We start from the raw sequence: 15,793 nt of genomic DNA on the forward strand, positions 1-15,793 counted from the left end.
TTTTATATGGTGTTGAATATCAGTTCGTTATAAATGGGCTTTTTGAGCCACTGCTTTCTCCTATTTTATAGGGTCATTAACTTCAAATGCGTAACCCCTGCGAAATTGCGATATTAGGGTGGCTTTATATTTGCTTTTTGGTATATTTGTGAGTAATAGAGGTATAGGGAGGTTAAGCGACTGTTGCTTTGCCTATATATTATATATAATGTGTATCAGCTGTATAAATGCGATGAAAAGTTTGGTAGATAGAGGGGGGACCTTGAAGGGTTTGCTATGGATATTGATGGCTCTGCCTCTGCTCTTCTCCTGCAGTGGGAAGGGGAGCAGTAAGGGGGGTGGTCTATTTGGAGCTACTGGTAAGCCACTGGAGATGGTGGTGGTGCTTCCCGATGGTTACGACACTGAAGCTCTAAGGGATAGTGTGAAGCAAGCACTCGGTATGCCGATGATGGTGCTACCACAAAATGAGCCATTGCTCACGGTGATGATGACTGGGGAACGCGACTTCTCGCAGATGTTTAAGTCGCTCAGGAACATCCTCTACATCACGATTGATAAGGAGCGGTATACTAGCCCCTCGATAGGGATTAGTCGCGATCAATTTGCTGGTGGTCAGTTACTGATCCATGCGAGGGCGGAGAGCCTTGAGTCGATCTACCGACTTTTGGATCTGAAGGGAAGGTCGATTGCCGACATGATCTACAAGGAGGAGTTGGTACGGCTGAGCCACGCCTTTGACCAAACCTACTCTAGCGAGGTGGCAAAGCTGATGAAGGAGCAGATCGGGGGTTGGACCATTCGCGTCAATACCGATTTGGAATACACTCATACGGGAGATCACTTCCTTTGGGCATCGGATCAGGGGGTGAAAGGTCGGACCGACTTCTTTGCCTACACCTATCCCTATGAAGGACCTCAGAGCCTAGAGCTGGATAGGATTATTGCCGTTAGAGATAGTGTGCTGGAGCAGAATGTAGCAGGTGCTCACGAGGGCTCTTATATGAGCACGGAGCATCGGGTACCTCAGCTAGTTCGCTATATAGAGGCGAATGGCATTCCCCGCACGGAGGTGCGTGGCCTTTGGGCAATGGAGGGGGATATGATGGGAGGTCCTTTTGTGCTACACGCTATTCACGATGAAGCTAAGGGGCAGGTACTGGTGGTGGAGATGGTGGTTTACTATCCAGGTGGACCGAAGAAAAACTTGATGTTGCTAGCAGAGTCACAGCTTTATACTCTAGAGGCAGCAGAATGACGATCTGCTGCGTTGCTTTCGGAATTCGGGCTCGATCACGTACGCGAGTACGCTCCCTTCGCCCTCATCCTTTTGTGTGTGCCTGGTGCCCTACGTGCACCTTGCCCTCAGCGCCTGGCATCTCATTCATTCTGCTGCCTCCACCAAAGAATGACGATCTGCCCGACTTCCTCTACCCGCCCCCTCCACCCTTCCCCTTTTGAATCACTATATAAATGAGTAACGACGAATGAATGAACCTATAAAAATTGGGATCACCCACGGCGACTTTAATGGTATCGGGTATGAGGTGATCCTTAAGACGCTTGCCGACGAGCGGTGCTTGGAGCTATTTACCCCAATTGTCTATGGCACCCTGCCGGCGTGGAATTATTATAAAAAGGGGCTGGGGATCCAACTCACAGCGCGCACTCGCTTGATCCAGTCGGCGAGTGAGGCGGTGGAGGGGGAGATCAACCTGATTGAGGTGAATGAAGGGGGCAGAGAAGCTCTGGTGCAACATGGTAGACCGAGTGCCACGGCGGGTCAGCTGGCAGCGAAGGCACTGATGATGGCACGTGAGGAGCTACTCAAGGAGGAGATTGCTGCAGTGGTGACGGCACCTATCTGCAAGGAGGTGATGACCTCTGAGGCCTTTCCGTTTGTAGGGCATACTGGCTTTTTTGCAGAGCCTTTTAAGGAGAGTCACCAGCCGATGATGCTCTTTGTGGCAGAGGAGATCCGTGTGGCCCTACTCACGATCCATGAGCCACTCAGCAAGGTCGCTACCTTCATCACCAAGGAGGGCATCAAGAACGGACTGAAACAGCTTGAGAGGACACTACAGCAAGACTTTGGTATTGAAAAGCCTAGGATCGCTGTGATGGGGCTCAACCCTCATGCTGGGGAAAATGGGCTCCTCGGGCTGGAGGAGGTAGAGGTGATTACTCCAGCTGTGGAGGAGGCGTGGCAAGAGGGGATACAGGCGTTTGGCCCTTTTGCTGCAGATGGCTTCTGGGGCAGTGGGCACTACCGTAAGTTTGATGCGGTACTCTCGATGTATCACGATCAGGGGCTTCTGCCTTTTAAGCTTCTAGCGATGGATGAAGGAGTGAATATCACTACGGGTCTGCCAATTATCCGCACTTCACCCGACCACGGTACCGCCTTTGATATTTGTGGTAAGGGGGTGGCGAATGAGGCTTCTTTCCGCAATGCCATTTATAGAGCGATTGATATTTATAGGAATAGAATGCGGTATCAAGAGGCTACAGCCAACCCTCTACAGAAGAAGTATGTAGAGAGGGGCAAGGACAATGTCCGTCTAGACCTCTCTAAGAGTGATGACGAACTATAAATAAAAGCTTAGGGGCGTGACGAGAATTAGGTCATCAAGGAGTGAGCACGCTAAAGTAGCTTCACCTATCCTCAGTGTGGAGGATCTAAGAGATGAGGTGCACCCTTTCTTCGGAAGTAAGATAGGGCGACTTACTGGTGTAGGGCTGATGAAGGCACTTCGGGTATCTGAACTCAATGAGGTGCACTCCGACTATACGCACCTGAGGGGAACGGAGCTGACAACCGCTGTGCTCCAAGACCCGAGGGTGAATGTCTCTTACACGATTCACGGCGGGGAGCACCTAAAGGCACTTAAAGAGATGGGGGCTTTCTTCACCGTCTCCAACCACCCTTTTGGGGGATTGGACGGGCTAATATTACTGGATATTATGCTACGAGAGCGGGAGGACTTTATGGTGCTGGTGAATGGGATGCTGAATAAGATTTCGGCTCTCAGTGAGTATTGGATACCGGTAAAACCGATCATGAAAGACCGTGAGCACGACCCACAAAAGAATATCTCCGGACTACGACTGGTGGCGGATAGAGTGCAGGGTGGACACCCTGTGGGAATGTTTCCGGCGGGAGGATTGCCTCACTACCAAAAGCGGTATGGACAGCCTATGGAGATACCGTGGAAGCTCAATAATGTCCGAATCATGAAGCGGGCGGGTATTCCAGTTCTCCCCATTATGTTTGAGGGGAACAACTCTCGCCGATACTACCGCTTTGGTGAGCGGTGGGGGTATGATACTGCTTCAATACTGATCCCAAGGGAGTTATTTAATAAGAAGGGAGAGGAAATAGAGGTCTACATTGGTGCCCCTATTATGCCCGATGAGCTATCGCGCCATAAAGATTTGAGTGAAAGTAGAGACTACCTGATGAGGCAGTGCTTGGGTATTCTACCATCGTACAAAGGGCGTCTCGATTATTTACAGAATCATTGAACCATTATGAGCCGAAAGTGGTATAAACAGAAGGATCTGCTCTACTACATCGCCATCCTTATCGCAGGGGTAATCGTAGTAGGCATACTGTCACAACTACCCGACCCTCACGCGCACGCGGAGCCTACTGGCAAGGTTTCACTTGGAGAGGCCTTTGGGATATTTACTGATATCCTACATGGGCATGTGACCTCTACCTTTGGGCTACTGCTCTTGCAGGTGATTGTGATCTTGGTATTCGCCCGCTTTGTGGCGTGGCTTTTTACCAAGATGGGGCAGCCCTCTGTGATTGGCGAGATATTGGCGGGTATCATTTTGGGTCCCTCGGTAGTGGGGTGGCTATGGCCGGAGGGTTTCAACTTTCTGTTTCCACAAGAGAGTCTGCACAACATTTCATTGCTGAGTCAGTTTGGTCTGATCCTCTTTATGTTTGTGATAGGGATGGAGCTCAATCTGGAGGAGATCAAGAAGCAACTCCGGCAGAGCTTTGTGATTGCCCACTCGGGGATTGTGGCCCCTTTTATACTGGGTGCTATCTTGGCGGTATTTCTCTATGAGGAGTATAGCGGTGCCGATGCCACGGTGCTTACCTTTGCCCTCTTCGTGGGTATCACCCTGAGTGTGACCGCTTTTCCTGTGCTGGCAAGGATTATCCAAGAGCAGGGCAAGATGCAATCTCGCCTCGGGATTCTCTCTATGGCGAGTGCGGCGAATGGCGATATTACGGCATGGTGCCTACTAGCGGTAATCATGGCAATTGCACAGGCTGGGTCGGCACTTAGTGCCCTCTTTACCATCCTCTTTGCAGGGGTCTATATGGCGATTATGTTTGGGGTGGTTCGCCCGCTTTTCGCTATGATTGGAGCTACCTATCAGACGAAGGAGGTGGCTGGAAAGGGAGTGGTAGCACTCTCCTTTACCCTTCTACTTATCTCGGCCTACGTAACGGAGGTACTGGGGCTACACGCCCTTTTCGGGGCTTTTATTGCGGGAGTGGTGATGCCCGACAACCTCAACTTCCGGCATATGCTCACGGAGAAGATTGAGGATGTTGCCTTGGCGATATTCCTGCCTCTATTCTTTGTATCAAGTGGGCTCTCTACGGAGATTGGTTTGCTCAATACCTCTACCCACTGGTGGATCACGGGTCTGATTACCCTCGTGGCAATTATTGGCAAGATTGGCGGTACCTACTCCGCCTGTAGGGTGGTGGGCGAGACACCACATGACAGCCTTTATATGGGTATTTTGATGAATACACGTGGGCTGATGGAGCTGGTGATTCTCTCTATGGGACTAGAGCTGGGTATCCTTTCGCCAGTTATCTATGCGATGCTGGTGATTATGACCTTGGTCACCACCTTTATGACCACCCCTGTGATCAACTTAACCAACAAGATATGGGCCAAGCGTGCCACAAGAGCCGATCGCAAGCACTTCCATATCCTCTTTTCATTTGCAAGAAGTAAGATGGGGCTGACGATGCTCCATATCGTGGAGAGTCTATTTGCCAAGCCAGAGGAGTCTGTGGAATTGGTCGGTCTGCACCTCACCGTGGGAAGCGACACGAGCAAGAGTGACGCCGAGCTATATCGGAGCCAAAACTTCGCCCCTATTCAGTCGCATGCCGATGCATCGGGATACGGGGTGGAGGAGTATTATGAGGTGACGGATGACCCGCTTCACTCTATTGCCAAGGCGACGAGGGTAAAGGGAGCCGACCTACTACTGGTGGGTGCTGGACTAGAGCTCTCTGCCAACCCCGAGGATAAGGCGATGCGGGAGCGGCACCTCAAGTTTGGTCGTAGCCTTTCAAAAATCTTCTCTCAGACCATCAACTTCTTTAATCTCCACAATCTATTTGAGGACCATACAGAGGACTTCGTGAGGATCCCTCACTGTGCCATCGGTGTGGTGATAGATCGTGGTCTGGAGCAACAGGCAAAGCAGATTGCCATTCTTTCGGATCAAAAAGAGGAGGGCTTTAGGAGTTTGGTAGAGACCATTACTCAAACGACCGAGGCAACTATTAAGCAGTACCAAGCTGGGCAGGCAGAGTTGGAGGAGATCAAGTCCTCTTGCGACCTTCTACTGATGCCTTACCACCTATGGCAAGAGCTACGCACTGAGGACCCGGAGATTATCCACAAGATCCCAACCACCCTACTTTTGCAAGCGAATAAGAAATGAAATATCTACTCATAGCTAATCCTATTTCTGGTCCTAAGAAGGGCCAAACCTCTATCCACCAAAAAGCATTGGAGCGGATAGAGAATGCAGGACATTCCGCCAGTTTACTCACTACGGAGTATGAAGGACATGGTTACGAACTGGCACTTGAGGCTCTGGATAGCGACTACGATGTGATTGTGGCAATAGGCGGAGACGGCACTGTGAATGAGGTAGCACGTGCCTTGACTCATTCGGATAAGGTGCTCGGTATCATCCCTAATGGGAGTGGCAACGGATTGGCACGTGAGCTACAAATCCCTTTGGACACCAGTGAAGCAACGAAGGTGTTGCTTGAGAATAATGTGATGACGATGGATACCTGCACCGCCAATGGAGACCCTTTTTTCGTTACTTGTGGTATCGGCTTCGACGGGAAGATATCTAAGGAGTTTGCCAAAAGCGACGCTAGAGGACTCACCACTTACGCTAAGGAAGCGGTAAGCGAATACTTCAACTACCACCCCAATGACTACCACCTGCTCATCGATGGTAAGGAGGTGACAGCAACCGCCTTTCTCATCGCTATTGGCAACGCCTCTCAGTATGGCAATAATGCCTACATTGCACCCAATGCTAGCCTAACGGATGGAGTACTGGACCTCACAATCCTCAAGCCCTTCCCTCATATTGAGGCGACTAAAATAGCTATGCAGTTATTTACCAAGGGGATTGATAGGAATGAGTACGCCGCCCTCTACAAAGGAAAGCATATCCTCATTGAGACACCCAATAGGGTCAATTACCACATTGATGGTGAGCCCAAGCACAAGACCGACCGACTAGAGATCGAGGTCTGCCCCGCTTCTCTTCAGGTGGTTAGTAGGAAGGAGGAAAGCTACAATAAGTCTATGCTCGACCTGCTACACCAAGCGGCGAGCGGTTTTTATGGATGGACAGCAGATATCAAAGAGCGATTTAAGTAAGTATGGAAATCAATAAAGCACAATTTATCACCAGTAGTAGTAAGCTAAGTGAATGCCCCAAGGAAGGAATACCCGAGATAGCTTTTATCGGGCGCTCTAACGTGGGGAAGTCTTCGCTCATCAACCTACTCACGGGGGTGAAAGGCCTAGCCAAAACCTCCCAAACACCTGGTAAGACACAGCTCATCAACCACTTTCTCATTAATGATTCCTTTTATATTGTCGACCTTCCTGGCTATGGTTATGCTCGGGTGGGCAAGGGCCAGAGGAGTGGCTTCAAAAAGATGATTGAGGATTATATCCATCAGCGAGAGGAGATGGTCAATCTCTTTGTACTGGTGGATATCCGCCATAAACCGATGAAGATAGATGTTGACTTCATTAATGAGATGGGCGAGACGGGCGTTCCTTTCTCTATTGTCTTCACGAAGGCCGATAAACTCTCTAAGTCGGCTGCGAAGATGAGCCTCATGGCCTATCAAGAGGAGCTACTCAAGAGTTGGGAGGAGCTTCCCCCAATATTTGTCACCTCTTCGGAGAGTGGTGAGGGGCGGGAGCAACTGCTGGAGTATATTGAGCAAATTCTCTAGCCCACTATATATTTGGTACCTTTGTAACCTTAGGAGAGTTCTATGGAATTGATGCAAATAATAGAATTGGTAGCGGCCACCATTGGCATACTCTATGTATGGCTAGAGATGAAGGCGAGTGTCTGGCTCTGGCCAGTCGGCATCGTGCTACCCCTCTTCTACATCTATATCTCATGGCAAAGTGAGGTGTACGGCAATGTGCTGGTCAATATCTACTACATCATCGCCTGTGTCTGGGGCTGGCGTGAGTGGCTCAAGCACCGCAAAGATGGAGAAACGAAGGAACTCCCCATCTCCCATCTACCCGAGCGGTATCTCTGGACTTTAGGCCTAGTAGCCTTGCTTTTTCTGGGGTTATGGCCTCTATTTGAGTACTATATGGGGAGCCCTTTTCCCGCTTTTGATGCCGCTGCTACCGCTATTAGCTTCTATGGCATGTGGCTTTTGGGAAAGAAGTATATTGAGAGCTGGTATTGCTGGATCTCGTCGAATGCGATCTATTGTACCCTCTACTTCCTACAATCTTACACGATCACCGGCTTATTCTTTACCCTCTACACCGTGATTTCGGTGGTGGGGTATTTTAATTGGCGTAAACTACTAAAGCTTCAGCACGATGCAAATCAACCTCAATAGTCCATACACACCCGAAGTCGTAGTGGTAGCAAATGGCGACCTTCACCATGATGAGGAGACGCTAAGGCTCTTGCAGGTAGCCCATCACGTAGTGGTCTGCGACGGTGCTCTCCGACGCTATTTAGAGCTCACTACACGCAAGCCCGATGCCGTGGTAGGTGACGGAGACTCAGTGAATGAAGAGGAGCTGAAGCGGGCGGGCGTACCCTTTACCAAGATCGCCGATCAAGAGACCAACGACCTCACCAAGGGCGTCACTTTTGCCATAGATAAGGGGTGGAAAAAGATCGCCATTATCGGAGCTACAGGTCGGCGAGAGGATCACTCGGTGGGCAATATATTTCTACTCCCCGAGTATTACAAGATGGGAGCGGAAGTACGGGCTTATAGTCCTCACGGCTGGCTCATTCCTTTTCAAGGCGATTGCCTATTAGAGACAGAAGTGGGGCGGGAGCTTTCCCTCTTCGCCACAAAGGAGCTACCGATGAGTGCCAGTGGCGTTGCCTATCCTTTCGAGCAAAGGGTCTTCACAGCCCTTTGGCAAGCGACCCTCAATCAGGTCACCAGTCCTATAGTAAAGCTCTACTCTGAGGGTATCGCCATCGTATTCATTTCACAAGAGAAGCGGTAATTTATGGGCAATAAGTACTACATAGTTTGGGAAGGGCACCAACCTGGCGTCTACGAGTCGTGGGAGGAGTGCCAAGCACAAGTGCGTCACTTTTCTCGACCAAAGTTCAAGAGCTTCAAAGAGATCACTCGTGAGCAGGCGGAAGCCCTTTTCCAAAACCCCTATGCCCTCCAAGGCGAAGGGGAGCCAAGGATATTGGACCGTAGCCACGAGATCGACCTCACTGCACTATCGGTAGATGCTGCCACCAGTGGCAATCCCGGACCGATGGAGTACCGAGGTGTCTGGGTTGAGACCAAGGATCCACTCTTCAGTAGCAAGGTCTACCCTGTTGGCACCAACAATATAGGTGAGTTCCTAGCCATTGTACACGCTATGGCGTGGATGAAGCAAAATAATTACTTCGTGCCGATCTACACCGATAGTCTCACCGCACAGGCGTGGATTCGTAAGAAGCAACCCAATTCAAAGCTTCCGCTTACTCCCGAGACACAAGAGCTCTACCATGTACTACAGCGGGCAGTTAATTGGCTCCATAATAATGACCTCTCTATGTTTACCCTCCTCAAGTGGGAGACTGAGCTATGGGGAGAGATACCGGCCGACTATGGGCGTAAAAAGTAAATCTGCCAATATGCGTGCCATCCTACTCATCAATACCGGTTCACCAAAGAGCTTAGAGACCAAAGAGGTACGCAACTACCTCACCGACTTTCTCACCGATCCACGGATTATTGGGCTGCCTCAGCCTCTTAGAAGCCTATTGGTGCATGGCATTATTGCCCCGACAAGATCCATGACCTCTAAAAGCAGGTACGCCAAAGTATGGCGGCCAGAGGGATCGCCTCTCCAGATACTCACCGAGGCATTGGCCACTCGCATAGAGAGTGAAAGTGGCATCGCCACTTTTGTAGCGATGCGGTACAACCGCGGCTCCCTCGAAGAGGCATACCAGCGAATCACCACTCAGGGCTTTACCGAAGTGGTGCTCGTTCCCCTTTTCCCTCACTACGCTATGAGTAGCTACGAGAGTGCCGTAGCACATGCCGTGGAAGTTCGTCAGCAGGGAAGCTACCCCTTTGCCCTCCACTGCGTTGCACCTTACTTCAGCCACCAACTCTATATTGAAGCACTATTGGAGCAGATTGAGCGGTTAGCTACCCCCGACGGTCACCTACTCTTCTCCTACCACGGCATACCGCTTTATCAAAATAAAGCGTATGCCGGTATTCCACAGAAAGACTATCCCTACCAGTGCGGCGAGACTACACGACTGGTCACCACTCACCCACGATTCAAGGCGATGAACCTCTCCTATGAGATCTGCTACCAGTCACGATTTGGGCACAATAGATGGCTAACCCCTACCCTAGAGAGCCGACTTGAGGCGTTGGCAAAGGAAGGGCAAAAGAAGGTCTCCGTCATCTGCCCCTCCTTTGTCTGCGACTGCCTAGAGACCTCTTGGGAAGTAGGCATCTATATGAAAGAACGTTTCTCAATCCTTCAGCCCACCTTGATAGGGTGTCCCAACGACTCCCTGACGATGGCAAACTGTATCATCGACCAAGTCAATCACCATACCACAGAGGCAATAGAATGGACGAAACCATGACACTTTACTTTATACAGCATAGTTGCTACCTCGTGGAGGGGAGCAATGCCTTTTATCTCTTCGACTACTTCGGCGAGGGCGATCCTCAAACGATTCTCTCAAAAGCACCGGAGAAGCCGCTCTATATCCTCACTACACACTCTCACCACGACCACTATTCGTCTGCGGTTTTCAAGGAGTTTGACGGGCGAGAACTGCACTATATCTTTCACAGCGAACTAAGAGACAAGGTCCCCTCTGATCAACTCTGCAAGGTGCATTTCCTAGAGACTGGCGAGAGCTACGAGGATAACCACCTTTGGGTGAAAGCCTTTGGTAGCACCGATGTGGGCGGTAGTTTCTACTGCAAAGTGGAGGGGCTGTCCCTCTTCCACGCTGGCGACCTGAATAACTGGCACTGGAACGAAGAGGCCGATGACCGCTATATCCGCCAGTACGAAGCTGCGTGGCAGGCGGAGCTCACAAGGCTAACAGCAGAGGTAACCCAGTTAGATCTCTTGATGTTCCCTACCGACCTGAGGCTGGGCAAAGATTATCTAAAGGGACTTCGGGAGCTACTTGACCTTATCTCGATTCGCCACCTTGCCCCAATGCATCTCAATGGGCAACTCAATCCTAGCGAATTGGAAGCTCTGGCTAGGCAACACCATTTCAACCTATTACTTCCTCAACCACTCACCGCAAGGCAACTACTATGAACGCCCTTCGCATTATCAAAGACTACGCCCTCCTTTGGGCCATGTTGCTGGGAGCTCTATTCTACCCCTGGCTACACCACCTCGCCCCACTGACTACCTATACCCTATTTTTGATGCTACTTCTCTCCTACACTAAGGTGAGTCCGAAGGAGATGAAGCTCAATCGCACCCACGCCTTGCTCTTTGCCCTCCAGTGGTTTTTAGGCATCATCGCTTTCCTAGTGATCGAGCCTTTTGATGTAACCATAGCCACGGGGGTGGCACTCATTATCCTCACCCCTACCGCCACGGCTGCCTCGGTGATTACAGGAATGCTGGGCGGAAGCATCGCCTTTGTCACCAGTTATATGATCCTTAGCAATGTGGCGATTGCCTTGATAGGTCCAGTGCTGATCGGTCTCCTTCACCCCGAGATGGCAGCCAATTATTGGAGCACCGTGCTCACCATACTCGGACAGGTTTCGGCTTTGCTCGTATTGCCACTGATTGTTGCATGGGCACTACGTTACTTTGCCCCCAAATGGCACGACCGCTTGGCGAACTTCAGCTTCCTCACCTTCTGGATATGGGCTGTGAATATCATGATACTGATTGCCACCGCCATACACACCTACCTCACCAATGACCACCTCACCCCGAGGTACACCCTACTCCTTTCGCTCATCACTCTCGTCACCACCTTGGCACTCTACTACGTTGGAGGTCAGGCCTCACGACTGACTGGCGAGCGACGAGTCAATGGTCGGCAAACCCTCGGGCAGAAGAATACCGTCTTCGCTATCTGGCTCGCGATCCTTTTCCTTGATGCCAAGGTAGCCTTTATCCCCACCCTATATATAGTGATGCAGAATGTGATCAATTCGCTCGAATTGGCCGCTTATCAAAAATCATTACGCAAAAAGAATGGCACGAATTAGTAAAGAGAAGATCTCCATCATCATTGATGGAGAGAGGGACCAAGAGAAGGCTCAGTTCCTACAAATCCGAAAGGAAATGCCTACGGCTCTCGAGTCGGGTAAATACCCCATCCGAGTAGATATCACGTGGGAGTACAATGGCGACCACTCTGGGATGCCTACCGAGGAGGTGGCGGAGCAGATGAATAGCCTAGAGGAGGCCCTTATCCCTGCGCTAGAGAAGAATAACCTCGCACTACTCGCCTACCAAGTGACGGGCGAGGGGCGCCGACTATGGTGCTTCTACACCCGCAACATTGGGGCATTTCAAGAGACGCTCAATGAAGCACTGGAGGAGCTACCCCTCTTTCCGATTACCTTTTATGCCGAAGAGGATCGGGAGGCAGACGCTTTTAGAGAAGTTGAATCTTTATTATAAATGATGACCGTTATGAAAAGAGCATTATTGGTACTGGCAGTTATGGCACTGCTACTTCCCAGTTGTAAAAAGGAGAATAAGGAGGAGCAGACCACACTCGCTCCGCTTAAGGTGGGAGCGATGTCGTCGCTCGATTACCTTCCCTACGTGATTGCCGAGATGATGGGCTATACCGATAGCCTAGGCTTGGACCTAGAGATCGTGAAGTTTTTCTCTGCCAACGACCGCGATGCCGCCTTTAGGAGTGGTCAGCTCGATGGCACCGTTATTGACTATACTGGCGCAGCAATACAGCAGGCAGCAGGACTTCCCTTGGCGATTGTGGTAAAGCACGATGGTTATTTTGAGTTGATGGCTCAGCCCACAATGGAGAGCGTTGCCGACCTCAAAGGGAAACAGGTTTCTGTCTCTCGCAATACCGTGATAGAGTATGCCACCGATAAGATGCTAGAGGCTGGTGGACTTGCCGAAGCTGATATAGAGAAGCCTGAGATTAATAAGATTCCTCTCCGTATGGAGATGATGGTCTCCAAGCAAGTAGATGCTTCGGTCTTTCCCGACCCTTTCATCACTATCTCTAAGGCACGGGGTTTCGTAGCCCTCTCCTCTACCCGTGACCTCGGCATCTCGGTTACTGGCACCATGTTCACAGAGAAAGCGTTGACCGAAAAGGGGGAGTCAATCCGTGCCCTTCTCAAAGCCTACAACCTCGGTGTGGATTACCTCAATAGCCACGACCGCCAAGAGTGGGTAGAGGTACTGATCAATGATGCTGGAGTACCTGCAGAACTAGCGGATAAGGTGGTACTTCCTACCTATACTCACGCCACGCTCCCTTCGGAGAAAGACCTTAGCGAGACCCTACAATGGCTACAAGCGAAGCAACTGGTTCCCGTAGAGTACGATATCAAGGGACTCGTTTCGAGCGAATACCTACCTGAGTAATCGTGTATCGTGAGTAGGATCGCCATCAAAGAACTCTCCTATAGCTATCACGGCCGAGGAGGGGTGACCCAAGCCCTTAACCGCGTGAGCCTATCCCTTGCCGAGGGCGAGGTGATAGGGCTCACGGGGGTCTCGGGCAGCGGTAAGTCGACCCTACTCAACATCCTCTCCGGCATCCTCAAAGGCTACAGTGGCGAGGTACTGATCAATGGAGAGCCCCCCAATCCCAAGAAGCACTCCATTGCACTAGTGCCTCAGAGCTATGGGCTACTGCCGTGGAAGCGGGTACGAGAGAATATTCTACTCCCTCACACCTTAGGAAAAAAGTGCCTAAGGATCGGTGAGCTACAGAGTATCGTGGATCGGCTAGAGATTAGAGCATTCCTTGATCGCTACCCTTCCGAGCTATCGGGCGGACAGAAGCAGAGGGTAGCTCTTGCCCGTGCCTTTGTCCAATCACCCGACCTCCTTCTGATGGATGAACCTTTCTCAGCACTTGATATCTCCACTGCCACTCGCAGTAAGGAGCTATTCAAAGCTTTCCAAAAGGAGCTGGGAGTTACCACAGTGATGGTGAGCCACAATCCGCAAGAGATAGAGGGACTCACGGATCGGGTGATTATCCTAGGGGGCTCTCCAGGAGAGGTGATAGCTGATACCCATCTGCCGAATGCGGAGCAAATCTTACAAGAGATCTTGAGGAATGAAAAGTAGTCAACGACTGAAAGCCCTACTCTACCGTACGATGGTAGGTCTGTTGCTCATCAATCTACTTTGGTGGGTAGCATCAATCACCCTCAGCAGTACCGCTATCATTTCTCCACTAAAGGTCTATCAAGCCCTTCCCTCCCTCCTTTCGCAAGAGATGGGACGACACCTGTGGGCAAGTCTTTATAGAGTACTTCTGGGGTTACCGATCGCCTTTGTCTTGGGAATGAGCATGGCGTACGCCATGTACCGCTGGCAACGATTTGGGAGGGTGATGAGTGCCTTCACCTATCTCGCCTACCCTATTCCCAAGCTGGCACTACTCCCCATCGTGATGCTGATTGCAGGATTGGGCGACGGGGGTAAGATCACTATGATTGTGCTGATCATCCTCTTTCAGATCATCGTCAATATCCGAGACAGTCTCTACAATATTCCTCGTGAGAGTTTCCTTATCACCACCTCCCTAGGGGCTACAAGTTGGCAAGTCTACCGGCATGTATTGCTACCGGCAACGCTTCCCGATACCCTTTCTACCCTAAGAGTGGCGATCGGTACGGCCATTTCGGTGCTATTCGTCACCGAGACCTACGGTACGGACAAAGGGATGGGCTACTTTATCATCGACTCCTGGATGCGCTTCGACTACATCTCTATGTATGGAGGGATAGCGATACTGAGTATTGCTGGATTCCTGCTCTTCCTCCTTACAGACCTACTAGAGCTCCTTCTTTGCCCTTGGCAAGAACTCTCGCCTAGTGACAAGTAACATCATTATTATATCACAAGAAACATGAAAAGAATTACATTACTTATTACCACACTACTCCTTGTAGCAGGTACCGCATCGGCTCAGAAAGAGAGCTTTGCTAATCGTATTACAATCAAAGGATACGGTCAAGTCTATGCCGAAGGAGGCTATTACGACAACGACCAGAAGCTCGGCACCTTTGGCATCAATAAGATAGAGATCCTAGGACTTGGCCGGATTACCGACCAATGGAGCATGGGTGTCACGGTGCAATTTAATAAACCTGTGATGCTCAAGGACCTCTACATGCAGTATGCATTTATGCCTGAGCTAAAGGTGAAGATTGGGCAGTTTAAGACTCCTTTTGGACATGAAAACCAAATCGCTCCTTTCCTTAATCCGCTCGCCATCGGTGGAAGTATGCCTACCGTTTACTTTGCTGGTGTAGGTATGGACCCGCTCTACTACGGTACTGCAGGCCGTGATATGGGTATTGAGCTATCGGGCGACCTATTCAAAAACATCGTTTCTTACAAGGTGGTAGCGATGAATGGTCAAGGAATGAATGCCACAGATCTCAACCTCGGGAAGCTACTCGGTGGCTCTCTCTACATTCGTCCAATAGAGGGGCTTAGCATACATACCTCCTACCTCGGGGGCAAGCAGGTAGCTATGGGGGCTGCCAAAGGAATCCAAGCGGGCGAAAGCTATATGCGTCACCGTGTCAGCGCAGGCGTTATTGCCAATTACCAACCGATTAGCCTCTCTACAGAGTATATGTATGGCCGCGATAAAGATGTTAAGAGCATGGGTGCCTACCTCACCGCTGCCATTCACCTACCCAAGCGTTACGACCTAGTAGTCAGCGGGGACTATCTACAGCCTGATATGGACCAGTCGGGCAAACTATATACCGCCACACTAGGGGTAGACAAGTGGTTCTACGGCAATTGCAGGGTACAGCTACAGTACCGCTACACCCACCCTACCGAGCAAGTGATGCTCCCAGTAGCTAAAGGCCACACCCTCCGAACCCAATTCCAATTCGCTTTCTAATTAAAGGCCCCTATAAATCAATATAGTCTAACCCAGGGGTTACGCATTAGAAAGGACTTGTGTCTTGTCCTAGAAAAAGTTGACTCATAGATAGATTTTTATGAGTAAGTTTGTAAAAAGGAGTCAACTCCAGAAGATTTATTTTGACCGA

General features: G+C 50.4%; 17 protein-coding genes. All 17 read left to right on the top strand.

The window, feature by feature from the left end:
* The first annotated feature begins 232 nt into the window (after positions 1 to 232).
* The 17 genes from A3GK_RS0108900 (at position 233) to A3GK_RS0108980 (ending at position 15,642) form a co-directional block, all read left to right on the top strand.
* Entirely contained in the window at positions 233 to 1,258 is a 1,026-nt protein-coding gene (locus A3GK_RS0108900) for a DUF4837 family protein (protein ID WP_018029106.1), read from the top strand.
* 229 nt (positions 1,259 to 1,487) lie between these two features.
* Positions 1,488 to 2,594: a 4-hydroxythreonine-4-phosphate dehydrogenase PdxA gene (gene pdxA / locus A3GK_RS0108905; RefSeq protein ID WP_018029107.1), complete on the top strand. Its 1,107-nt coding sequence runs from the start codon at positions 1,488 to 1,490 to the stop codon at positions 2,592 to 2,594.
* Between the two features lie 16 nt (positions 2,595 to 2,610).
* Positions 2,611 to 3,525 carry a 1-acyl-sn-glycerol-3-phosphate acyltransferase gene (locus tag A3GK_RS0108910; protein WP_244860742.1) on the top strand — a complete coding sequence of 305 codons (915 nt, stop codon included), beginning with the start codon at positions 2,611 to 2,613 and terminating at the stop codon, positions 3,523 to 3,525.
* Positions 3,526 to 3,531: 6 nt separating this feature from the next.
* On the top strand, positions 3,532 to 5,715 hold the full coding sequence (locus A3GK_RS0108915; RefSeq protein WP_018029109.1) for a cation:proton antiporter: 2,184 nt from the start codon (positions 3,532 to 3,534) through the stop codon (positions 5,713 to 5,715).
* Positions 5,712 to 6,680 carry a diacylglycerol/lipid kinase family protein gene (locus A3GK_RS10755; protein WP_018029110.1) on the top strand — a complete coding sequence of 323 codons (969 nt, stop codon included), beginning with the start codon at positions 5,712 to 5,714 and terminating at the stop codon, positions 6,678 to 6,680. The genes A3GK_RS0108915 and A3GK_RS10755 overlap by 4 nt, the downstream gene beginning before the upstream one ends.
* Positions 6,681 to 6,682: 2 nt before the next feature.
* On the top strand, positions 6,683 to 7,270 hold the full coding sequence (yihA, locus tag A3GK_RS0108925) for a ribosome biogenesis GTP-binding protein YihA/YsxC (RefSeq protein WP_018029111.1): 588 nt from the start codon (positions 6,683 to 6,685) through the stop codon (positions 7,268 to 7,270).
* 42 nt (positions 7,271 to 7,312) lie between these two features.
* Positions 7,313 to 7,906 (top strand): nicotinamide riboside transporter PnuC, encoded by a 594-nt coding sequence (pnuC, locus tag A3GK_RS0108930; RefSeq protein ID WP_018029112.1) that lies wholly within the window; start codon positions 7,313 to 7,315, stop codon positions 7,904 to 7,906.
* Positions 7,887 to 8,537 carry a thiamine diphosphokinase gene (locus A3GK_RS0108935; RefSeq protein WP_018029113.1) on the top strand — a complete coding sequence of 217 codons (651 nt, stop codon included), beginning with the start codon at positions 7,887 to 7,889 and terminating at the stop codon, positions 8,535 to 8,537. The genes pnuC and A3GK_RS0108935 overlap by 20 nt, the downstream gene beginning before the upstream one ends.
* Before the next feature lie 3 nt (positions 8,538 to 8,540).
* Positions 8,541 to 9,161, top strand: coding sequence for a ribonuclease H1 domain-containing protein (locus A3GK_RS0108940; RefSeq protein WP_018029114.1), 621 nt, complete (start codon positions 8,541 to 8,543; stop codon positions 9,159 to 9,161).
* Entirely contained in the window at positions 9,145 to 10,149 is a 1,005-nt protein-coding gene (gene hemH / locus A3GK_RS0108945; RefSeq protein ID WP_018029115.1) for a ferrochelatase, read from the top strand. Before A3GK_RS0108940 ends, hemH begins: the two co-directional genes overlap by 17 nt.
* Positions 10,134 to 10,847 (top strand): MBL fold metallo-hydrolase, encoded by a 714-nt coding sequence (locus tag A3GK_RS0108950; RefSeq protein WP_244860743.1) that lies wholly within the window; start codon positions 10,134 to 10,136, stop codon positions 10,845 to 10,847. Before hemH ends, A3GK_RS0108950 begins: the two co-directional genes overlap by 16 nt.
* Positions 10,844 to 11,764, top strand: coding sequence for a bile acid:sodium symporter family protein (locus A3GK_RS0108955; RefSeq protein ID WP_018029117.1), 921 nt, complete (start codon positions 10,844 to 10,846; stop codon positions 11,762 to 11,764). The genes A3GK_RS0108950 and A3GK_RS0108955 overlap by 4 nt, the downstream gene beginning before the upstream one ends.
* On the top strand, positions 11,751 to 12,182 hold the full coding sequence (locus A3GK_RS0108960; protein ID WP_018029118.1) for a DUF695 domain-containing protein: 432 nt from the start codon (positions 11,751 to 11,753) through the stop codon (positions 12,180 to 12,182). Before A3GK_RS0108955 ends, A3GK_RS0108960 begins: the two co-directional genes overlap by 14 nt.
* Before the next feature lie 12 nt (positions 12,183 to 12,194).
* On the top strand, positions 12,195 to 13,127 hold the full coding sequence (locus A3GK_RS0108965; RefSeq protein ID WP_026161824.1) for an ABC transporter substrate-binding protein: 933 nt from the start codon (positions 12,195 to 12,197) through the stop codon (positions 13,125 to 13,127).
* Between the two features lie 9 nt (positions 13,128 to 13,136).
* Entirely contained in the window at positions 13,137 to 13,841 is a 705-nt protein-coding gene (locus tag A3GK_RS0108970; RefSeq protein WP_018029120.1) for an ABC transporter ATP-binding protein, read from the top strand.
* The gene (locus A3GK_RS0108975) at positions 13,831 to 14,604 is read left to right on the top strand and encodes an ABC transporter permease (protein ID WP_018029121.1); all 774 of its coding nucleotides are present in this window, start codon (positions 13,831 to 13,833) and stop codon (positions 14,602 to 14,604) included. Before A3GK_RS0108970 ends, A3GK_RS0108975 begins: the two co-directional genes overlap by 11 nt.
* 24 nt (positions 14,605 to 14,628) lie before the next feature.
* Complete coding sequence (locus tag A3GK_RS0108980) at positions 14,629 to 15,642, top strand: hypothetical protein (RefSeq protein ID WP_018029122.1); 1,014 nt, start codon at positions 14,629 to 14,631, stop codon at positions 15,640 to 15,642.
* The last annotated feature ends 151 nt before the right edge of the window (positions 15,643 to 15,793 follow it).

This window comes from Porphyromonas somerae DSM 23386, from assembly GCF_000372405.1.
Taxonomy (GTDB): Bacteria; Bacteroidota; Bacteroidia; order Bacteroidales; family Porphyromonadaceae; genus Porphyromonas_A; species Porphyromonas_A somerae.